The organism is Vibrio nomapromontoriensis (assembly GCF_050337205.1).
GTDB lineage: Bacteria > Pseudomonadota > Gammaproteobacteria > Enterobacterales > Vibrionaceae > Vibrio > Vibrio nomapromontoriensis.
This window is the reverse complement of the sequence record NZ_JAKJSS010000012.1, coordinates 90,523-110,437: the sequence shown is the minus strand read 5'-3', so window position 1 is coordinate 110,437 and position 19,915 is coordinate 90,523. Positions and strand designations below refer to the sequence as shown.

Genomic DNA, 19,915 nt, shown 5'->3' with positions numbered 1-19,915 from the left:
ATCGTCGTGCTAACTCATTGTTGGGATATCATCAAGATGAAGCGAGACAAGGTTCTGATCAAAGAACACTTCATCGCAGTTATGCCCATCACCTGCCCTGTCGACGACTAAGAACTGATCGTTCTCAGCCAGTGTCAGAACTGGGTGATGCCACACCCCTTTATGATAATTAACACCTTGTCGCCCATTACTGATGAATGCGCGACATTCTGTTAATGACGGTGTGTCCCCTCTCTTTGCAACGACGATAAGATACGGTTGACCAAGTAATGGGATAAACGCTTGCGAACCAAGAGGATGCCTTTCTAGCATTTCTATCGTCAGTGGGTATTTCAACGGCATGGCCTGAAATATACTGATGATCGCTTGCCCTTGCTGTTCATCAACATCGGTGTCAGCAAGGCGATGATAGCGACGTGTTGAACCGTTATTGATCATAAAGTAGTCTCGATTTTCGGTCTCAATAACGTCACCAAAATCAGAAAAACGCTCTTGGGTGAGAGGCTCAATCGCTAAACGGCGGATTCCATTACTCATTATACGTTCCTCATTCTTCAGTCTGCTTTGGTACCAAACAAACGAAGACGACTAATCCCTCCGTCAGGGAAAATATTTAACCTAACGTGTGTCACCGGGCCTATCTCATTCACTTGCGACACGAACTCCTGAATGTCATGAGCGTTGAGTTTTTGTGCTGGAAGTAGCTCTTGCCAGAAAAGGCTTTGTGTCGCGACTTGATCATCCGTACCACCTTTCACATATGCCGCTTGAATAGAGCAGCTATCTGGGAAATTACCTTTAAAGTGCGCGGTATCGACAACAACCCGTCCGATATTGCCAGCATGGCCTAACGCGACAATAACCCAATCATTACCAGGCGTCCGACGACGCGCCGTTTCCCAGCCGTCACCCATGTTTTCACCACGTCCAGGGCCAAGAATATTAGACTTATTTCCATAGTGCTCATCACTACAAGCTAAAGCTCGACCACCATTCTCTACCGCTGCAAGATCAACTTGCTGCAGTGAATCAATCGCTTCCCAATCAACACTCGGTTGCCCGTAAACACGCAGTCGCGCGACACCGCCATCTGGGTAAATATTTAAACGAACATGAGTAAACACTTTGTCACTGGCAATGTCATTGAGATGGTGTTGGTCTCCAGATAGCGCTTGTGATGGTAAAATTTCTTCCCAATGAGCTAAATCCGTTGGATCTTCATTTGGACTATAAATCGCATCAACAGAGGCCGATGGCGGGAAGTTGCCAGTAAAAAACGAAGTATCAATATCTAATCCAGCAATGGTGCCAGCTAACCCCAACTTCACGACACAGTAATCGTAGCCTTCACTACGTTTGCGGCGGCTTTCCCAGCCATCCATCCATTTGCCGTTGTCATCATAAACATCATCTTTCCATTCTGGCGCTGCTCTGCGTAACAAACGCGACTTATCAGCAAAAAAATCATCGGTGGCAAAAAGCGCTTGAGCACCGAGTTTTTCATCGGCTAAGTTGATGTACTGTTCAAAATCTAAGGACATATCCGGTCATCCAGTTCAATTAATCAATAAATAATAAAATGAGTGTTAGGTGACGGCGTGTTAACGCCACTTCCACCTAACCAGTAGCAGAGATAGCTGTCTTCCTATGACTTACATATCTCTGAGGCGAAAAAGTGCTATCTGGTTAATTTCATTAATCGCCGTAGCAAACTCAGTTTCACTATCATTGCCTAATCGCATCTCGAACGATTCAAGAATTTGGTAACGATTGGCCCCTTTTACCGCCATGATAAAGGGAAATGTGAAGCGACTTTTGTAGCTATCGTTATAAGTGGTAAATTGTGCGAACTCTTCCTTCGAGCACTGGTCAATACCTGCCCCTGCTTGCTCTGAAGTTGAAGCCGCCGTGAGTTCTCCGTCTATCGCTGCTTTGCCCGCTAAATCTGGGTGAGCATTAATAAGCGCGAGTTGTTGTTCATAAGGGGCAGCCAATAACACTGACGCCATTTTTTCATGAAGTGATTCAATGTGGTTATCTTGCTCAGCAAGCCCTTGCTCAAAAACCGACTCCGCGACCCAAGGACTGTGCTCATAGATATCGGCAAACCGCGCGACAAAGTCGGTTTTATTTAATTGCGTCGGTTTGCCAAATTTAAACGGTGTCATATCTATGCTTCCTTCCATCGAGTTAAAAGTATGGTGGTGCTGAACGGCATTGGTAGCCGTGTTCACGACTTAGATTCAGCCTGATACGGATGAGTTTGATGCCAATGATTAGCAATATCGATGCGTCGGCATAACCAAACCTTGTCGTGCTGCTGAACGTATTCAATGAATCGCTTGAGAGACGCAATTCGTCCAGGCTTACCGATTAAACGGCAATGTAGGCCAACGGACATCATTTTAGGCGCGCTCTCGCCTTCGGCATAAAGCGTGTCGAACGTGTCTTTCAAGTATTGGAAAAATTGCTCTCCTGAATTAAACCCCTGCGCCGTAGCAAATCGCATATCGTTAACATCGAGAGTGTACGGAATCACAAGCTGAGGCCGTCCGGCTTCTGTATGCCAATAAGGTAAGTCATCATCATAAGCATCAGAGTCATAAGCAAACCCCCCTTCCTCAGCCACAAGTCGACGTGTATTCGGCCCCGTTCTCCCCGTATACCAACCCAGTGGGCGCTCTCCAATCACCCGTTGAATAATTTCAATGGCTTTCATCATATGATCGCGCTCTTCGGATTCATCCATATATTGATAATCAATCCAGCGATAACCATGGCTACAGATTTCATGCCCAGCTTCTTTCATCGCAATCGCAACGTCGGGGTAACGCTCAACCGCCATTGCCACAGCAAATACCGTTAATGGAATATCGTATTCTTCGAATAAACGCAAAATCCGCCATACTCCAGCACGACTGCCATATTCATAAATGGACTCCATGCTCATGTGACGCTCACCGGGAATCGCCAAAGCGCCCGGAATTTCAGACAGAAACGCTTCTGATTCATCATCGCCATGCAATAAACATCGCTCTCCCCCTTCCTCGTAGTTCAGAACAAAAGAAACCGCAATGCGAGCTTCATTTGGCCACTTGGGGTGAGGGGGCGTTGGTCCATATCCGATAAGATTTCGAGAATAATCCTGACTCATCCAATCGCTCCTGCTAGTCCGTAAGTTCTATGAATTTCGGCGTAGAGAAGCGCGCCGACAAATCCATTCAATACATTTATTGTATACAATTTTTTATTTTAATGTAAAGATTTTGTTTCTAAAGTTAAATTATTTATTTTACCTCTATTAAAACAATAAGTTAAAATACAACCCGACGAACATTTGTTCGTGACGACGATAAAAAACATCAAAAATATCGTTAGCCAAATCAACATTTTTATAACAATAACCTTTACTAATTGTAGATATTGTGTACATATTATTATCAAGAATATAAATGTGAGCGGTACCGATGGTGTTCTCATCGCGAAGAAAAACTCAGCGAAAGCACGCCATTGTTCCAACACTCAGCTTCTTAACATCGATAACAACGTCAAAAGACAGCAATAAAAACAAGACTAACAACAATACTGCGCGATCAATCGCGCATCACTATGGACTTAGCACGAGCACACATTATGGGAAAATTAACCACGCACGTTCTCGACACCGCGAGTGGTGTTCCAGGCGCCAACATTCAGGTGGTGCTATACCGCTTGGACGGTGATACGCCAATACGTATTCTACAAACCGAAACCAACTCTGATGGCAGAACCAATGCGCCTCTACTGGAAGGGAGGGCATTTGTTGCAGGCAGATATCAGCTCGTCTTTCATGTTGCTCCTTACTTCCAACAGCAAGGAATTGAGCTCGATGACGTTCCCTTCCTTGATGACGTGGTCATTCGCTTTGGACTTAGTGACGAGGCGTCTCATTACCATGTGCCACTTCTTGTTTCTCCATACAGTTTTTCAACTTACAGAGGCAGCTAATCGCCCAAAATAGACGTTCTACATAAGAGAAGAATTACCTCGGTCACTTAATCGTGATCGCGCCACACTCTCGAAAGCAAACCTCGACGTCGTAAAGACTCATTAATAAGCATCAAACTCCATTTTGATGTGATGGGCTTGGTCGTGTGCAGTTTAGGGAAATTCAATATTAGAAGGACTTGCTGAAATGAACGAAAGCAAAGCAGAAACGCTCAATCAAACCAATGAGAATAGCTTTCTCGAACGATGGTTTAAGATCAAACAACATGGTTCAAGTGTCAAAAATGAAATGCTTGGTGGAGTCACAACCTTTGCCACTATGGCCTACATTATTTTTGTAAACCCTAGCATTATGGCGGCATCTGGTATGGATCAGGGTGCGGTGTTTGTAGCAACCTGTATCGGGGCCGCAATTGGTTGCTTACTCATGGGGCTTTTTGCCAACTGGCCTGTTGGCCTCGCCCCGGGAATGGGCTTGAATGCCTTTTTCTCGTTTACGGTTGTAAGCGAAATGGGCTATAGCTGGGAGGTCGCACTGGGTGCAGTATTTATCTCAGGTATTCTTTTTGTCGCGATGAGTTTTTACAAAATTAGGCAATGGATCATTGAAAGTATCCCACACAGTTTGCGGTTTGCAATGACCGCCGGTGTGGGGCTATTCCTTGGTCTAATCGGGCTGCAAACGGCAGGGATCGTCGTTGAAAACCCAGCCACTTTAGTATCACTTGGTGATTTTACTAAGCCTGATGCCATTTTAGCTGCAATGGCCTTTCTTATCATTGCAGTATTGAGTGAAAGACGGGTATTTGGAGCGGTATTAATTGGTATTTTAAGTGTTACCGCCGTCGGCATGATGCTGGGATTAGTACAATACAACGGATTTTTTGCCGCGCCGCCGAGTATTGCACCAACATTCCTAAAAATGGATATTGCGGGTGCATTTAACATTTCGATGGTCAGTGTGATTCTTGCGTTCTTGTTTGTGAACATGTTCGATACCGCTGGCACCCTAATGGGCGTGGCGGAACGAGCCAACCTAGTCAATAAAGACACGGGTAAAATCGAAGGTCTGAGCAAAGCCTTAAAAGCAGACAGTATTGCCAGTGTAGCTGGTGCGTGCGTCGGTTGTCCCCCTGTCACTAGTTATGTAGAGAGTGCTTCTGGTGTTGCTGCTGGTGCACGAACTGGCCTGTCCGCCATTGTGGTGGCCGCACTATTTATTGCTGCTATTTTTCTTTCGCCACTTGCCGGCATGATTCCCTCTTACGCCACCGCTGGTGCTTTGATTTACGTCGCCTTTGTCATGATGAGTAGCATGCAGCATATCGACTGGAAAGATTTCACCAACGGAGCACCGGCTGCTATCACAGCACTCATGATGCCCCTGACGTTTTCCATTGCCAACGGTATTGCGCTAGGTTTCATCACCTACACCGTACTGAAAGTGTGCACTGGCAAAACAAAAGATGTCTCACTGTCGATGTACATATTGACGGTTATATTCGTCGGTAAATTAATTTACATCTAACCCAACGCAACAATCTCGAACCGTAGAGGGCACCCAGCCCTCTATTTCTTGGCCCTACGCAGTTTGTAGAAGTCTTTGTCGTGCTCACTACGCACTGTCCGTACCGCGTTCAATATTCGCACCGCGTTCAGTAAAGGATATGTACATGAAACTTCTTTATTCTCTCAACGAGAAACCACCTCATAGTATTACGTTTTTGCTCGCGCTCCAGCACATGCTTGCCTCTATTGGGGGCATTGTTGCCGTTCCTCTCATTGTCGGCGCCTCCATTGGGCTTCCTAATAATGAAATTGTTAGCCTCATTAATGCCGCTCTTTTGGTTTCGGGTATCGTGACCATTGTACAATGTGTCGGTATTGGCCCTGTCGGGATCAAACTACCCGTCGTCATGGGCTCCAGTTTTGCATTTCTCGGTGTGGCCATTTCCGTCGGCAAAGAAGGAGGTGTGGCCGCCATTATGGGCGCAGCGCTCGTCGGGTCATTCGTGGTGATACTGGCCAGTTTCTACATGGAAAAAGTAAGAAAACTCTTTCCAACCGTCGTCAGTGGAGTAGTGGTAACGCTGATCGGATTAACCATACTACCAGTCGCCATGAACTGGGTCGGCGATGCTCCAGCGGTAAGCGCTGACTTTGCCACCTTGCCGAAGCTTTTTCTTGCTGCAACCTCATTAGGCATTGTTGTCGCTGTCACTGTTTTTTGCAAAGGTGCCGTTGCAGCCTCTGCGATTGTTATCGGGCTGGCTGGTGGTTATATCGTGGCGCTTTCTATGGGCATGGTGAACCTTGAGCAAATCACGTCAGCGGCTTGGGTCAGCGGACCAGAACCGTTTAAATATGGATTTTCATTCTCTGTAGGCGCCATCGTAAGTATGAGTTTGGTGTACATTGTCGTCATCGCAGAAGCTACTGGGGACTTCATGGCGCTCGGGGCAAACTGCCATAGCAAGGTATCAGGTAAAGACTTAAAACGAGGCCTACTTGGCGACGGGTTAGGCAGTACGCTTGCTGCTTGTCTAACCGCGATGCCACTGGCTTCTTTTAGCCAAAACGTTGGCATTGTCGGCATTACTGGCGTGGCAAGTCGATACGTCGTAGCGGCTACAGGCGCGTTACTTATTCTGGGGGGATTATTCCCCAAACTAGCGGCTCTAGCGGTCACCATTCCCAAGCCAGTATTAGGCGGTGTGGGCTTTGTTATGTTCGGTATGATTGCCTACGCGGGTATTCGAATGCTCATCAAAGCCGCGGACACCAAAAGGAATGCCTTGGTGATCTGCATTGGTTTAGGGTCTGGTCTTGCCGTCACATTTGAACCAAGACTCTTGCAGCACCTGCCTCATGAGATCGCTAACTTCTTCCATTCTGGTATCACGACAGGCACTATCATCACCGTGTTGCTACACCAGCTTCTGCCAAAATCCTCGATGAAAGAGGTCCAAGAAGCCTTAGTAGAAAGTCAGGCACAAGTGGAAGAAGAAATTGAACATCAGCGACAGGAGGAATCTCAATTGGACACGTCAAGCCCCCCATTGGAGACTCATGGCAAAGCCAGTTCAAATCACTAGCAATATCGTATCATTGGTTATTTCCAAGCCATCGCTTGCGGGTCAGTTCAGTCACATTCTGACCCGCTATAATAGACAAGCGATAGCCCATACGGAATTACCCTAGTACACCCACCCGGATACCCATAAACAAGCACAAAGACCCTCTCCCCTGCAAAGGTTGAGATGGCTAAGGACAAGTATGAATGGACACTATTTGGATTAAAAATCCTCTTGCGGTATACACAGGAACTGACAAAGATGCTAACGGTGGCATTGTCGTGAAAGGTTCGCATGTTGTTGAACTTATTGCTTCAGGCGAAAGTCCGCAGCACCGTATTGATTATATTGTCGATGCAAGCGAGCACGTCGTTATTCCAGGCTTAATCAATGCGCATCACCATTTTTATCAAACCCTGACCCGGGCCTATCCAGACGCGCTAAACCAAGAACTGTTTCCGTGGCTAAAAAGTTTGTACCCAGTTTGGGCCAACCTAGACGCTGACATGCTGGCTACCGCGACTGAGCTTGCCTTGGTTGAACTGCTGATGTCGGGTTGCACCACCGCTTCAGATCACCATTACCTATTTCCAGATCAGTTAGAACACGCCATCGATATCCAGGTTGAGGTTGCTAACCAGTTAGGTATTAGGGCGATTTTGACTCGCGGATCAATGAGCTTAGGCGAAGACCAAGGAGGGCTTCCTCCTCGAACCACGATACAAACTGAACAAGCCATTATTGATGACAGTGAGCGCCTTATAAAAACGTATCACGACCCCAGTGAGGGCGCGATGACCCAAATAGCACTTGCGCCGTGTTCACCATTCTCTGTCACAACCGACTTGATGAAAGAGTCAGCTCGCTTATCAAAACGTGACTCCGTTATGCTGCACACGCACCTTTGTGAAACTATTGATGAAGAAGATTTTTGCATACGCACATTTGGCATGCGCCCGGTCGACTATTTAGAGGATGTAGGTTGGCTCAACCATCGAACTTGGCTCGCGCATGGTATCCATTTCAATAGCGACGAGATTGTTCGACTTGGCAACGCTAAAATCGGGGTTTGTCATTGTCCTACCTCCAATATGATGTTGGCCTCTGGTATATGTAAAAATAACGAACTTGAGGCCGCAGGCGTCAAGGTCGGGCTTGGTGTTGACGGTTCCGCCTCCAATGACGGTTCAAACCTAATTGGAGAAGTAAGAATGGCCATGTACTTGCAAAGATTGCGTTACGGGTCGAGCAAAGTCACCCATTTTGACGCGCTCCGGTGGGCAACAAAAGGTTCTGCACAAGCGATGGGACGCGAAGATATTGGTGTTTTGGACGTAGGCAAACAAGCGGATATCGCCATGTTCAAACTGGACGATATTCGTTTTTCTGGTAGTCACGATCCGCTCGCTGCTCTGCTACTTTGCGGAGCTCAGCAAGCAGACCGTGTAATGGTCGCAGGACAATGGCGAGTGACAGATGGTCAAGTAGTTGACGTCGATATTCGTCACCTAATTGAACGCCATAAAGCGGCTGCGATTCGACTACGATTGCTTTCTCGGTAATAGGTGATAATCCATCACACCATTCTCGGCTAGCATCTGGGATAACAAGGAGCTCAAAAGGGTGTCGACAGATAAAAAGGGATCGATAGAAACAAAACGTCACGCCCTTTTATCTGTCGACTTTTCCGAAACTACTGCGTCTGTTTCAACCGTTGTAACCGAGCGGTACATCCCGCTTGATGACTATTATTGCTAAGGCTAAATGTCCACCCATAGCTAGCGCATAATCGGTTCACTATTAACAACCCTAGTCCATGCTCTGTTTCATTGTGCATGCTCACTCCACAACCCGAATCCCGCACGGTTATGGTTTGCTCCAATATTTCCACCGTAATTTCACCTTGTTCGGTAAAACGCACTGCGTTTTCCACTAGATTTTTCAACAACATGTTTAGAACGGCAGGGGGAAAGTTAAGCTCGGTATTGTCCGCTATTTGCAGTGTAAATTTAACGTCCGGTGACAATTTATTAAGTGACTTACTCAGATCAATATCAGAAAAAGAAAATGGGCTGAATGTCTCCTTATGTTCTGCGTTTTCTTGTTTAACAATATTCAGCAATATCTCCACAGTGGCTTGCATGTTGTCTGCTGCGTGAATAATTCGATTTCGCTGCTTAGTTTGAAAATCTCGATCGTCTTTCATCGCCTGTAAGTTTGCTGCGCCAAGAATGATTGCTATCGGGGTTTTTAGTTCATGGCTGGCGTACTTGGCAAACATCAACTCCTGCTTTACCAGACGATCCTTCATTTGATTGTAGCTATTTAAATGCGCGGCAAGCTGTTTGACTTCATCTATCGCATGCATAGGCACGATAAAGTCCTGTGATTGCCCTGACCGCAGTTGCTCACTCAAATCTGATATGGGTGACATCAACCCTTCGAACATCCGCTGCAAAGAAAAGCGTAAAAATGCAATCAACACTAACATCAACCCTAAGGCGATTAACATCAAGGCATCCCAACTGTCATCACCAAAATCCATGGCCCGCATACCCACACTCAAGTATAGAGGCCTTAGCGTTCCAGATTGATCGATAAATTGAGTATGAAAAACGAGAAACCCATCTTCACTCAGACGATCATATCGAGTGATCTCATTGAGCGAATAAGGCGCCTGAGCCTTCAATTTATCACTGAGCGCTTCTTGGCTGTAATACGCCGTCACATTCGGGCTGATAGAGGCGACGTCACGGCTATCTAACGCATAATGCTGAATCGCAACTTGCTCAAATGAAACTAAATAGTGTTCAATTTGATTATCCTCATTCACTACTAGATAAATGGAAAATGCCAGAAATACCAAAAACGACGAAGACAGAGCCATGACTGAAAAAGTCATAATCAGTCGTGCTTTGACCTCTTGAATAGAGTTGCGCGAGCGCTTTTTAAACCTGCGCTTTAACCAGTTCACACGGCCACCAGCTTGAAGCCGAACTTTGGAACTGTCACCAACATTGAATGTTCAAATGGCTTGTCCAGTGCATTCCTTAATAAGTAAATGTGGCTTCGTAACACATCTTTATCTGGAATATCATCACCCCACAATTGGTAACTCAATGCTTCTCTAGACACCACTTCTCCACGTGCTTTCGTTAAGGTCAATAAAATCTGATAAGTGGCATGAGTCACTGAAATAGCGTGATTTCCTCTCGTTACTTGATGAGTTTTTTGATCAATAATCAGATCGCCGAACTGAAGTAAAGATTGCGCAACCTCACCTCGAAAACGTTTAATCAACGCACTCAAACGCACTTCTAGTTCAGCAAATTGAAACGGCTTACTAATGAAATCATCTACACCATTTTCAAAACCCGCAAGTAAGTCATCCTGACCATTCAGCGCCGTCAACATCAGAACTGGTGTACATAGGCCACTTTGACGCAGCTCACTAGCAACCTGCATCCCATCCTTTTTAGGCATCATTACATCTAAGATAATGACATCAAACTCATGGTTCAGCGCAAGTTCCAATCCCATCTCGCCATTATCCGCAAAGTCTACTTCTGCACCTTTAAATTCTAAGAAGTCCGCAAGAATACCTTGAAGCTCTTCGTTGTCTTCCACGACTAATATTCGTCTTCCCGCGAGCATGACACTTTCCCCATCGATAACCGTTCTACTCATTATAAGTAAAACATGTCGAAATAATGTCGAATCACCCAAATTATGGAGGACAAACTACGCTCAATGGCATTTGACATAAAATCGACATTACTGGCTTCACAATGGTACAAAATCAAACGTGGAGTTAACCATGAAGACCTCTTTTGTCATTGCGATTATTGGAACCCAATTATGGGCACCTCAAACATTAGCCGTTGAGCTAATAGGAAAAACCACGAGCAAGAATTCTATTCATGTTGTTTCTGAAGTGAGTGGTGTAGTTGAAACTACCCAATGGCAAGTGGGTGATCGAGTCATGCCAAGCTCGACACTCGCCACCATCAAAGACCAAGATTTTAAGCTCGAAGTGGCAAAGCAACAGGCAAATGTCACGTTAGTTGAAGCGGATCTAAATATAAATAAAGCGACCTATTCTCGCTACCAATCGCTACGCGCCAAAAACAGTTTGTCTCAAAACGAATTGGACGTAGCAAAGGCGGATTTCGCAGCCTCTCAAGCCAGTGTGGCTCTAGCGAAGATTGAGCTTGAAAAAGCACGACTCGATTTAAAAAATACAACCATACCCTCCCCTATTGACGGCTACGTCGTCACTCGAAATGTCGACGAAGGTAGCTGGGTCAGCCAAGGCCATCAACTATATGTATTGACGAATATCGACAAGCTTAATGTTCGCTTACTCGCCAGTGAATACGATTTAAACGAGCTGCATGTAGGTCAACCCATTCAGTTTTGGGCAGAGGCTAACCCAAGCCACAAAGTCGTCGCCACCATCAATCGAATCGGGGTGGAATTAGACACAACAACATTCGCGTATCCGATAGAAGTGAATATCGACAACCTTGAGCATCACTTTAAACCAGGAATGTCAGTGCATGCCACTACGGTATTTAAGTCCCACTGATCTTCGTGAATAGAATGTCTTATTCACTTATTTGATTACTTGATTACTTGATTACTTGATTACTTTAGCAAGCTCTGCATTAAGAACATAACTCAATGACGGTCAACTTAATCAATCCAATAAATAACTCGCCAATAAATAGGGGCCCAAAATGAACGGTTTTCTCGCTTATTTTGCCAATCTCAGCTTTCTCGCTCGCATCATTACCATTATGGTATTACTTATCGGCACCGGAGCAGTAAGCATTCTCAAGCTTCAAGAACTCCCTGACGTGGCATTTGCGGAAGTCGAGATCACGACACAATATCCGGGGGCATCCTCGCAAGATATTGAGTTAAACATCACCAACAAAATTGAGAAAGAGCTGAAGTCGATTCAAGGGCTCACAACCTACTACTCTCAGTCTTTTGATGGCCAGTCTTATATCAACATCGAGCTCGATGAAAGTTATGAGGTCAATAAGACGGTTCGTGATATTCAACAAGCCGTGGATCGTGTTCGAGGTCTACCAAAAGATATCTCGAACCCTCCGTTAGTCGTCCAAAAGGACACCTCCTCTTTCGATGTGATGACATTCGGCGTAGTAACAACGCTCGATAATCACGCATTACAGCAATACACTCGTGAACTTGAAAAGCGGTTAAGATCAGTCCCCGGTGTCGGAAACGTGCGTCTGGACGGCTACACCGAGAGAGAGTTTTGGATTGAGGTTGACCCAACCAAGGTACTTCGATATCAATTAACCTTTAATGATGTCATTGCCGCGATTAATACGCGTAGCCTGTCACTTTCTGGGGGGATTGTGGAGTCGTGGGACAACGACCAACGCATTGTTACCCTCACGCAAATTCACACGGTTGAAGAGCTCGCCAACACCATCATCGATGTCTTGCCCACCGGTGAAATGATCCGATTGGGGGATGTTGCTCAAGTCTCCGATGGGTTTGAGAAAGCCACTGAGCTGGGTATGGTGGATGGGCAGAACGCCGTGGTATTCTCCATCAGCAAAAATGCCAGTGCGGACATTATTGCCACTATCGACCGCGTAAAAACAATTTTAGATCAAGAGAATACACGCCTAGAAGGTCAGTTTAGCTTTCCGATTACTTTAAACCTAGCGGATGATATGGCAGAAAAATTCTCCATCGTCACCACCAATGGTGGAGTTGGGCTCATTCTGGTTCTTATTGTTCTAAGTATGATATTGAAACGCCAAGTCGCCTTTTGGGTATCCGTCTCCATTCCATTTTGTGTACTTGGGGTCATGGCCGTCTTACCCGCACTTGGCATGAATCTAGACAGTATTACCCTTGCGGCTTTGCTTCTGGTAATTGGTATTATTGTCGATGATTCAGTCATCGTCGCCGAGAGTATTTATCAACAAAAAGAACAAGGGAAGTCTGGCGTTGAAGCGGCGACCTTGGGGGTTCAGAACGTCATTCGCCCCATCATTGCCAGCTTGACAACAACGGCGCTGGTTTTCATCCCTATGTTTTTTATTCCAGGCACCATGGGCAAAGCCATCATTGTTATTCCTATCACTGTCATTACCGCGCTTTTATTTTCACTGGCAGAATGTACCTTTACTCTGCCTGCACATTTGGCTACATCTCTCGATAGCCCCCCGAGGAATGGTTCGAACAATACGCGCTTCACAGCACTCATTCAGCGCTACAAAGCGATACTTTGCTACTGTTTAGCTCGTAAAAAACGCATTTTAGTGCTCGCACTTACGTGCCTTGTGGGCAGCTCAGCGCTATTAACCACCCTAAAGCTCGACATTTTCCCAAGTGATGCGGCCAAATACATTGAAATTTACACAGAGATTACTCCGGGCACCCCGCTCAATAAAGTCCGCCAAACCCATGCGGACTTAGAGAACGCTATCGCAGCATTACCAAGCAATGAAGTCGTCTCGCATCAAATCACGTACTCCAGCCCTGTGAGCCGTGGGTTGATCACGCTGACAAATGTTGATCAACGTACACGAACCGCCAATGATATCGCCGACTCGCTCAGCCACGAATTGACCAACTCGACCAGTATCAATTTTGTAAAATTTACGGTAGATGCAGGTGGTCCCCCTCCCGGTGAGCCGGTAGAAATTCGCATCATCAGCAATAACCAGCAAGAGCGCGAACAAGCATTGGACCTTGTCATGGATTGGATGAGCCAGCACAGTGGGCTTGATAACGTCACTCATAACGAAGCGTTGACCGATCCACAATTACAAGTATTACCACAATACGAGTGGCTAGCGCGCTACAATTTAACCGTGCAAGATCTTGCTAACACGCTGCGCATTGCGTTTGATGGTGATACGGTGACATCAACATGGATTGGCGACGAAGAAGTGAAGCTGCGCGTGATACTGGATGAAAAATATCGCAATCTCGACAAGCTCGCCACCACTAAAATCACCACACCTTCAGGGGTAAAAGTGCCACTCAACCGTTTAGCAAAAGTTCAAGAAATTCAAGCGCCACGAGAAATTCTCCACTACAACGGCGATCGCCAAATATTAGTTAGCGCGCAGATTATCGATGACAACCTAAGCTCCGGAGCACTCAGTCAGCAACTGACTCAAGCGTTAACACAAAAGGTAGGAACAAGCGTAAGACTCGATGTTGGTGGTGAAGCAGAGAACACCGACGAAACCATGTCTGGCTTCTTTGTCGCTTTTCCTGCTGCAATGATTGGCATCTATTTTGTGCTCGCCATTATGTTTGGGTCGTTGTTACAGCCGCTATTGATCATGGCCGTCATTCCGTTTGCTATTGTCTCTGCATTAATGGCGCTATTTCTCCACATGCAGCCTATTTCGTTATTTGCTTTGGTTGGAATATTGGGGATGGCTGGGGTCGTGGTCAATAACGCTCTGGTTCTCGTCAACCGTATTAACGAACTGCAACAAGAGGGTTTCTCTGTCACTCACGCGATTGTTGAAGCCGCAGCAAGCCGCTTCAGGCCTATCGTCCTGACATCAATCACAACCGTGGTAGGCTTACTGCCATTGGCTTACGGTATTGGCGGTACCGATGTCTATATGGGGCCGATGTCATTAACGCTTGGGTATGGATTGCTGCTCTCATTACCGATTGTATTAATTGTCATACCTTGTCTATATGCACTTTGTGCGCGACCTAAGGTCATAAGCGACATCTCTCCTGTCACCAATAGCCAACAGCCAACAAGTAATAACCAATTACCAATTACCAATTACCAATAAGTAAAATCCGCTAAAGCGACCCTAACCAATATCGCTAACTTATAGCGCTGCTCGAAACGTCTAACCGCAGCAGCGCTCACATAACACTTCCAAAGCTAGTTCCAAAAACCATTTGAACCCAACTACGCACATATTACGACGTCCTTTGTCCAATCCCTCTCAAACGAATACGGCTGACATTTAGGTTCATAATGTGGCGCAATACGTAACGATATAATACTTTTTTGACCCCGGATAAATTACTGCCATATTTAGAATAAAAGTCATCCGGTTGCGGGTACACACCAAAATCATCGGCAATACCTTCACTCTGTATATAGGTATCACCGCCCTTCCAATCGACATTTGGCTGAGCCAAATTTTTTGTCGATATTGCATAGCCTGAAAAGGCGTCTTGTTGCGCGGCAAAACGCTGTTGTACCTGCCTTAGATATCCACTATCTAATATGTAACCTTCTAAATTAATCCAACGCCCTTCTTGGTAAACTTCCACCCAACTATGAATAATTCGCTCTGGAGCCACACGAAAAATCGCCGTAGGAATAGCGCCTCGTTGCAGTTCATTATAAATCGTAAAGCCATGTAGTCTGGTTTCAATACCCACAGAGCGAAGGAGCGCCATTAATAACGTACCTTTGGTGTTGCACTGCCCATAACCATCTTTTAATACTTGGCTCGCAGCAAGACGGTCGTCACTATTGTAGCCAAAACGAATATCGTCACGAACAAAGTGATAAATTGCACCAATCGCATCATAGCGAGACAAGGTTTTCCATTGTTTTTCGTCAATCAATTTTTGGATGTCATCATGTAAAAAATCCAACATCGGCGTGGGTTGCAAATAAGCTTGAGATAACTCGTTCATAGGTTACTCCGGTCACTGAATATACCCTTAGAGTAACCAAGCACTTTTTAGAAGAATTGAATAAACTGGCTATATGATGAATGCCGAGGAAGAAGGGAGCCAGTGCCCATTAAACACTACGATGTTTGAAAGAGTATTTTTGCTTGTCGAATCGTCATCCCAAAGGTTTTGCGAAAAGTTCGACTCAAGTGAGCGCTATCTGCAAACCCTGCCATATAAGCTGCGTCTGTCGCTGACTGTCCATTAAACACAGCTTCAACCGCACACAACATCCGACACCATAATAAATAAGGTCGCCATGGCACCCCTAACTCCTGACGGAACAAATGCAAAAATCGGCTTTCTGACAATGCTAATGTGGCTGCCACATCACTAGCACGCCATGTATTAGGTTTCAGACACGTCGTCCCTAAGCATTGGTTAAGCTCATTGATTAAGCGTTTGATTCGACTATCAATCACTCGACTATCATTAATAAGTGGCGAAGAGATAGGCTGTTCAAAATAGGCGAATAAAGGAGTAAGTAGCGAACCGATATCATCACTGGCATTAATAGGGCTGTCCCATTGAACACTCGAATCAGAGCAAATAAAATCAGAGAGCATCGTGACAGATAATTTTACTACTCGATCACAAAGCGCCTCTCCAAGCGTGCTGCTTGGCTCCACCAGCAAAATCCAACCCTCTTCCATCTGCAATTGATGCTCTTTATTAGAGGGAATGATGACCGGCGTTGTTATCTCTAGCGAGTTGACCATGCAACGTCTTCCCGGCTTAGGCCACACAAGTTGTATCGCATGATGGCGATGGTAGCTCGCATCGATTGAAGCACCATACATAATCACGATCCCAGCTCTTATCCAAACCTTAGGCTGTCGCATTTTTCTTCCTTAAATATCCGTTAGACCTGTTCGACTGCGTCTGTCGCGCTTATATCAAAGTCAGCCTAATCCTACGTTATGGTGAAATTAATCCGAGTGAAATCGTTTATCTCGCCTGCTCTATATCATTGATATAAAATCCGCTGCCCGCAAATACGGCTAACAAAATAGGCTACGCTGGCACATCTGTTTTCGCTACATATCATCTTTTTTCGGATAGCACTTTTTTCGGACAGAACTTATTCTCGGATAGAACAAAACCATGAAACAAAAGACAATTACCGCAGTTTTAGTGACTGCCCTCATTTTGTCTGGCTGTAAGTCAGAATCGACATCCTCTCCTAGCACACATTCGGTGATCAATGGCCTAGCCTCCCAGGGTGGTGCGATCAAAGGCACAGTTACGATCCTACAAGCTTCCCACTCGAACCATACGAATAGCCTATCTGATGAATCTATTCATCCAAGTCACCTTTCGATAGGCAACACATTCATTGACGTCTTTGATAGCGGTAAATTCACTATCAAAGAGAGCGATCAACTCCGTTACCCTTTATTACTCAAAATAGAGGGTGTTCATGGCATTAAGCCAGCCAGTGAATATTCTCTGGTGCTTGACGACACCAATCGTCAGGTGAACTTGTCACCATTAACACGACTCGTTATCAGCCGAGCGGCAAAGACTGACGCAAGCGTAGTGTTTGATAACTTTGTCGACTACCAAGGTGAATTAACTCGCGAGGCGATAAACGAAGCGCAAAGTGAACTATTACAAGTGCTAAAACCATTACTCATTGCAGGTAATATTGATGAGCACATCGACATTTTTACCACTCCTTATGATGCTGATTTCACTCAACTTGACGCCGTACTCTCCACTCTAAGCGTTGATTATCAACGAGACAAAGCCATATTACACTACCTACCAAACAAGGCTTACCAAGTGGAACTGCCTTATGCTGAAAGTTGGAGCGATCGTTCTCTTATCCCTGTGGACAGTAACCAAGACATATTGCAGCATGAACTTCGCATAATTCATCAAGGTCATAATATCTTGGAAGAGATGATTCTACTTAAAGATGATGAAGCTCACTTCAATAGCCTTTTGGCACCTTCCGCACATTGGTTTGGTAGCGATGCAAGTCAATTGCATAGCAGCTACTTTGATATTCTTCCCAACGAAAATGATAACACCTTAAATCGTTATCGCGACATCGTGCTACTGGATAGTCAGCCAGAAAAGTCTCGCTATTTACTGGGTTACACCACTGCATTTGAAGCGAGTACACAATCCAGTGTTGCTCGTGACCAAGCTTGGTTTGAAATTATTGATGGCGAACTGAAGTTTCTCGGGGATAACGAACCATTCCCTACTTCATTTTATGCTTTGTATAAGTTAAACACGGCACCAGCGGGTTACAACTGGGTACCGCAAGAAGCATTCAACTGGGTATTTGAAACCACTGGTTTTTTAGCGATGCGCAATTGCACCGATGAGCTTGATAGAGGTGACTGGCAATGGGGTTCGAGTGACTTCATTAGTGGCTTACCAAGTGTCAGCGATGTTTTTGATGGACTGCAATACATCACGGTCACATCCCCGACCAGCGCAAATATTAAGCTTGATAAAATCTTTAGGGACCCAACCAACAAGAGCTGCCATCTTGTAGACAGTACAAATCAAATCAGTGGGCTACTGGATGGCTACCCGATTGATATTGCGCAGAATAATATCAAAAACAACTCAACCTACACCGCGACTTATGTCTATGACTCAAAAACCATAAGTAAAACCATATTTCTAACGCAAGCTCCAGAAAATAAGGAGGTTATGTCACCTTATATTGCCAGATTAGATGCGATTAATGGCACCGCACCTTCTTTCTTTTATGATTGGAGCCGAACAAATCCGTTCGTTGTTGAAGGTGATATCTATGTGTACTTCCCATCTCACATCGGCTCAGGAACACGGATCACGATAAACTCAGGACAAACTAGTGTGAGCGAAACACTCAACCAAGATGTGGTTCGTGTCTTCCATTCAGCGTTCGATCCATATGGACGCGTCATCAACAATTACTATGTTTCCCAAGATAGTGACTCACCGCTAAAGTAGTGAGTCAGCCGCAATCTAAAAGCCGAGCTTTACTATGAAGCTCGGCTTTTAACTAATAAAATAATACCTGTTAAGCCATCAAATTCCGTTTGAACCAAATACCCCTTTCTCTATAAGCTTGGTTAATATCGCCTGACTCTTATCTCTAAACCGATCTCGCAATAGACGTACAGTGGGTGTTATCGATTGGCGACTTGGGCAAACCAACCATAATTCTGATGGCGTCGGTTTATATTCTGGCATCAAATTGACCACTCGCCCTGCTAGCAAATCACTCGACATATCGATACATGACTTAAACGCGATACCTTTTCCTTCTACACACCAACGTCGTACAAAATCGCTGTCATTAGAGGCTCTATTGCCCTTTAACTTAATTTTATAATCTCGTTCGCCGTCATTAAACGCCCACTCGTCTTGTATAATATCGTGTAATTGGTAGAACAGCGCGTTGTGATTCAGTAAGTCCTGTGGCGTTCGCGGGGTACCATATTCAGCCAAATATTTTGGACTGGCACATAGTACCCTTGGCGCATCACTAATCTTAAATCCGTATAGATTCGAGTCTAATTTGGGCCCATAGCGCAACGCCATATCAACGGCATCTCGATAAAAATCAATATTGCTGTCACTAATATGGGTACGTAGAGACACCTTCGGGTATTCAAGTAAAAAGTCGTCGAGCCAAGAGGCCACGATATTACGCCCTAAATCAGAAGACATGGCTATTCGCACTTCGCCGTCAATGATACCAAGCTCTTCTCGCATATTGAGCTTCGCCTGTTGAAGCATTTTCACGGCTTGCTCACACTGTGGCAGATACCGTTCACCCGCAGCAGAAAGTCGTAAATGACGTGTGGTGCGAACAAATAGCTCCGCACCAAGTGACGCTTCAACACGTTTTACCGCGGCACTGGCGGTGGCAGTTCTCATATCAAGATTAGTTGCAGCTGCTGTGATACTGCGAAACTCCGCCACCTTTAAGATAACGTGTAAATCTTCAAGTAGCATTTACCTACCCCTGCTCTCTCGGTTTGATTAGATGATGCTCCGCACCACTTGCTTCACGCTTATTATCAAATAATTTTTGATAATAATTCAAATTATAGCCTCTTTATAACTATCAATCTTACTATTACTATGTTTCGACACAAACACTTTATCCATACTCATAA

At 45.3% G+C, this 19,915-nt stretch carries 16 protein-coding genes; 7 read left to right on the top strand and 9 right to left on the bottom strand.

From position 1 onward, the window contains the following. Positions 1–9 precede the first annotated feature (9 nt). The 4 genes from L4D05_RS16405 to puuE form a co-directional block, all read right to left on the bottom strand. On the bottom strand, positions 10–537 hold the full coding sequence (locus L4D05_RS16405) for an ureidoglycolate lyase (RefSeq protein WP_428794655.1): 528 nt from the start codon (positions 535–537) through the stop codon (positions 10–12). A gap of 17 nt (positions 538–554) precedes the next feature. Continuing rightward, entirely contained in the window at positions 555–1,541 is a 987-nt protein-coding gene (alc, locus tag L4D05_RS16400) for an allantoicase (protein ID WP_428752059.1), read from the bottom strand. Between the two features lie 111 nt (positions 1,542–1,652). Further along, the gene (gene uraD, locus L4D05_RS16395) at positions 1,653–2,168 is read right to left on the bottom strand and encodes a 2-oxo-4-hydroxy-4-carboxy-5-ureidoimidazoline decarboxylase (protein ID WP_428794654.1); all 516 of its coding nucleotides are present in this window, start codon (positions 2,166–2,168) and stop codon (positions 1,653–1,655) included. Positions 2,169–2,230: 62 nt separating this feature from the next. Continuing rightward, entirely contained in the window at positions 2,231–3,154 is a 924-nt protein-coding gene (puuE, locus tag L4D05_RS16390; protein WP_428752061.1) for an allantoinase PuuE, read from the bottom strand. A 479-nt stretch (positions 3,155–3,633) separates the two neighbouring features. Between puuE and uraH the strand changes: the two genes are divergently transcribed. From uraH to L4D05_RS16370, 4 genes are all read left to right on the top strand, one after another. Then, a complete protein-coding gene (gene uraH, locus L4D05_RS16385) occupies positions 3,634–3,987 on the top strand; it encodes a hydroxyisourate hydrolase (RefSeq protein WP_428752062.1) in 354 nt (117 codons plus the stop codon). Positions 3,988–4,174: 187 nt separating this feature from the next. After that, positions 4,175–5,515, top strand: coding sequence for an NCS2 family permease (locus L4D05_RS16380; protein WP_428794653.1), 1,341 nt, complete (start codon positions 4,175–4,177; stop codon positions 5,513–5,515). Between the two features lie 145 nt (positions 5,516–5,660). Continuing rightward, on the top strand, positions 5,661–7,082 hold the full coding sequence (locus L4D05_RS16375) for a nucleobase:cation symporter-2 family protein (RefSeq protein ID WP_428794652.1): 1,422 nt from the start codon (positions 5,661–5,663) through the stop codon (positions 7,080–7,082). Between the two features lie 185 nt (positions 7,083–7,267). Then, the gene (locus L4D05_RS16370; RefSeq protein ID WP_428794651.1) at positions 7,268–8,623 is read left to right on the top strand and encodes an 8-oxoguanine deaminase; all 1,356 of its coding nucleotides are present in this window, start codon (positions 7,268–7,270) and stop codon (positions 8,621–8,623) included. Positions 8,624–8,754: 131 nt separating this feature from the next. Here the strand turns inward: L4D05_RS16370 and L4D05_RS16365 are convergent, their stop codons facing one another. Then, positions 8,755–9,963 (bottom strand): sensor histidine kinase, encoded by a 1,209-nt coding sequence (locus L4D05_RS16365; protein WP_428794650.1) that lies wholly within the window; start codon positions 9,961–9,963, stop codon positions 8,755–8,757. Positions 9,964–10,031: 68 nt separating this feature from the next. Then, positions 10,032–10,715 carry a response regulator transcription factor gene (locus tag L4D05_RS16360; RefSeq protein WP_428794712.1) on the bottom strand — a complete coding sequence of 228 codons (684 nt, stop codon included), beginning with the start codon at positions 10,713–10,715 and terminating at the stop codon, positions 10,032–10,034. Between the two features lie 163 nt (positions 10,716–10,878). Between L4D05_RS16360 and L4D05_RS16355 the strand changes: the two genes are divergently transcribed. Beyond that, positions 10,879–11,649 carry an efflux RND transporter periplasmic adaptor subunit gene (locus L4D05_RS16355; RefSeq protein WP_428794649.1) on the top strand — a complete coding sequence of 257 codons (771 nt, stop codon included), beginning with the start codon at positions 10,879–10,881 and terminating at the stop codon, positions 11,647–11,649. 151 nt (positions 11,650–11,800) lie between these two features. Then, positions 11,801–14,878, top strand: coding sequence for an efflux RND transporter permease subunit (locus tag L4D05_RS16350; RefSeq protein ID WP_428794648.1), 3,078 nt, complete (start codon positions 11,801–11,803; stop codon positions 14,876–14,878). 133 nt (positions 14,879–15,011) lie between these two features. Here the strand turns inward: L4D05_RS16350 and L4D05_RS16345 are convergent, their stop codons facing one another. Both L4D05_RS16345 and L4D05_RS16340 read right to left on the bottom strand, forming a co-directional pair. Next, positions 15,012–15,743, bottom strand: a complete 732-nt coding sequence (locus L4D05_RS16345) for a transglutaminase-like domain-containing protein (protein ID WP_428794647.1) — start codon at positions 15,741–15,743, stop codon at positions 15,012–15,014. Positions 15,744–15,859: 116 nt separating this feature from the next. Next, positions 15,860–16,624 carry a helix-turn-helix transcriptional regulator gene (locus L4D05_RS16340; RefSeq protein WP_428794646.1) on the bottom strand — a complete coding sequence of 255 codons (765 nt, stop codon included), beginning with the start codon at positions 16,622–16,624 and terminating at the stop codon, positions 15,860–15,862. A gap of 262 nt (positions 16,625–16,886) precedes the next feature. Between L4D05_RS16340 and L4D05_RS16335 the strand changes: the two genes are divergently transcribed. Continuing rightward, entirely contained in the window at positions 16,887–18,740 is a 1,854-nt protein-coding gene (locus L4D05_RS16335) for a hypothetical protein (protein ID WP_428794645.1), read from the top strand. Positions 18,741–18,818: 78 nt separating this feature from the next. Here L4D05_RS16335 and L4D05_RS16330 read toward each other — a convergent pair whose 3' ends face one another. Further along, complete coding sequence (locus L4D05_RS16330; protein WP_428794644.1) at positions 18,819–19,751, bottom strand: LysR family transcriptional regulator; 933 nt, start codon at positions 19,749–19,751, stop codon at positions 18,819–18,821. Positions 19,752–19,915: the final 164 nt, after the last annotated feature.

Coding starts and splice junctions, on each gene's coding strand:
- L4D05_RS16360 (WP_428794712.1), bottom strand. CDS start 10,715: ATGCTCGCGGGAAGACGAATATTAGTCGTGGAAGACAACGAAGAGCTT.
- uraD (WP_428794654.1), bottom strand. CDS start 2,168: ATGACACCGTTTAAATTTGGCAAACCGACGCAATTAAATAAAACCGAC.
- uraH (WP_428752062.1), top strand. CDS start 3,634: ATGGGAAAATTAACCACGCACGTTCTCGACACCGCGAGTGGTGTTCCA.
- L4D05_RS16330 (WP_428794644.1), bottom strand. CDS start 19,751: ATGCTACTTGAAGATTTACACGTTATCTTAAAGGTGGCGGAGTTTCGC.
- L4D05_RS16340 (WP_428794646.1), bottom strand. CDS start 16,624: ATGCGACAGCCTAAGGTTTGGATAAGAGCTGGGATCGTGATTATGTAT.
- L4D05_RS16355 (WP_428794649.1), top strand. CDS start 10,879: ATGAAGACCTCTTTTGTCATTGCGATTATTGGAACCCAATTATGGGCA.
- L4D05_RS16350 (WP_428794648.1), top strand. CDS start 11,801: ATGAACGGTTTTCTCGCTTATTTTGCCAATCTCAGCTTTCTCGCTCGC.
- L4D05_RS16365 (WP_428794650.1), bottom strand. CDS start 9,963: ATGACTTTTTCAGTCATGGCTCTGTCTTCGTCGTTTTTGGTATTTCTG.
- L4D05_RS16345 (WP_428794647.1), bottom strand. CDS start 15,743: ATGAACGAGTTATCTCAAGCTTATTTGCAACCCACGCCGATGTTGGAT.
- alc (WP_428752059.1), bottom strand. CDS start 1,541: ATGTCCTTAGATTTTGAACAGTACATCAACTTAGCCGATGAAAAACTC.
- L4D05_RS16335 (WP_428794645.1), top strand. CDS start 16,887: ATGAAACAAAAGACAATTACCGCAGTTTTAGTGACTGCCCTCATTTTG.
- L4D05_RS16405 (WP_428794655.1), bottom strand. CDS start 537: ATGAGTAATGGAATCCGCCGTTTAGCGATTGAGCCTCTCACCCAAGAG.
- L4D05_RS16375 (WP_428794652.1), top strand. CDS start 5,661: ATGAAACTTCTTTATTCTCTCAACGAGAAACCACCTCATAGTATTACG.
- L4D05_RS16370 (WP_428794651.1), top strand. CDS start 7,268: ATGGACACTATTTGGATTAAAAATCCTCTTGCGGTATACACAGGAACT.
- puuE (WP_428752061.1), bottom strand. CDS start 3,154: ATGAGTCAGGATTATTCTCGAAATCTTATCGGATATGGACCAACGCCC.
- L4D05_RS16380 (WP_428794653.1), top strand. CDS start 4,175: ATGAACGAAAGCAAAGCAGAAACGCTCAATCAAACCAATGAGAATAGC.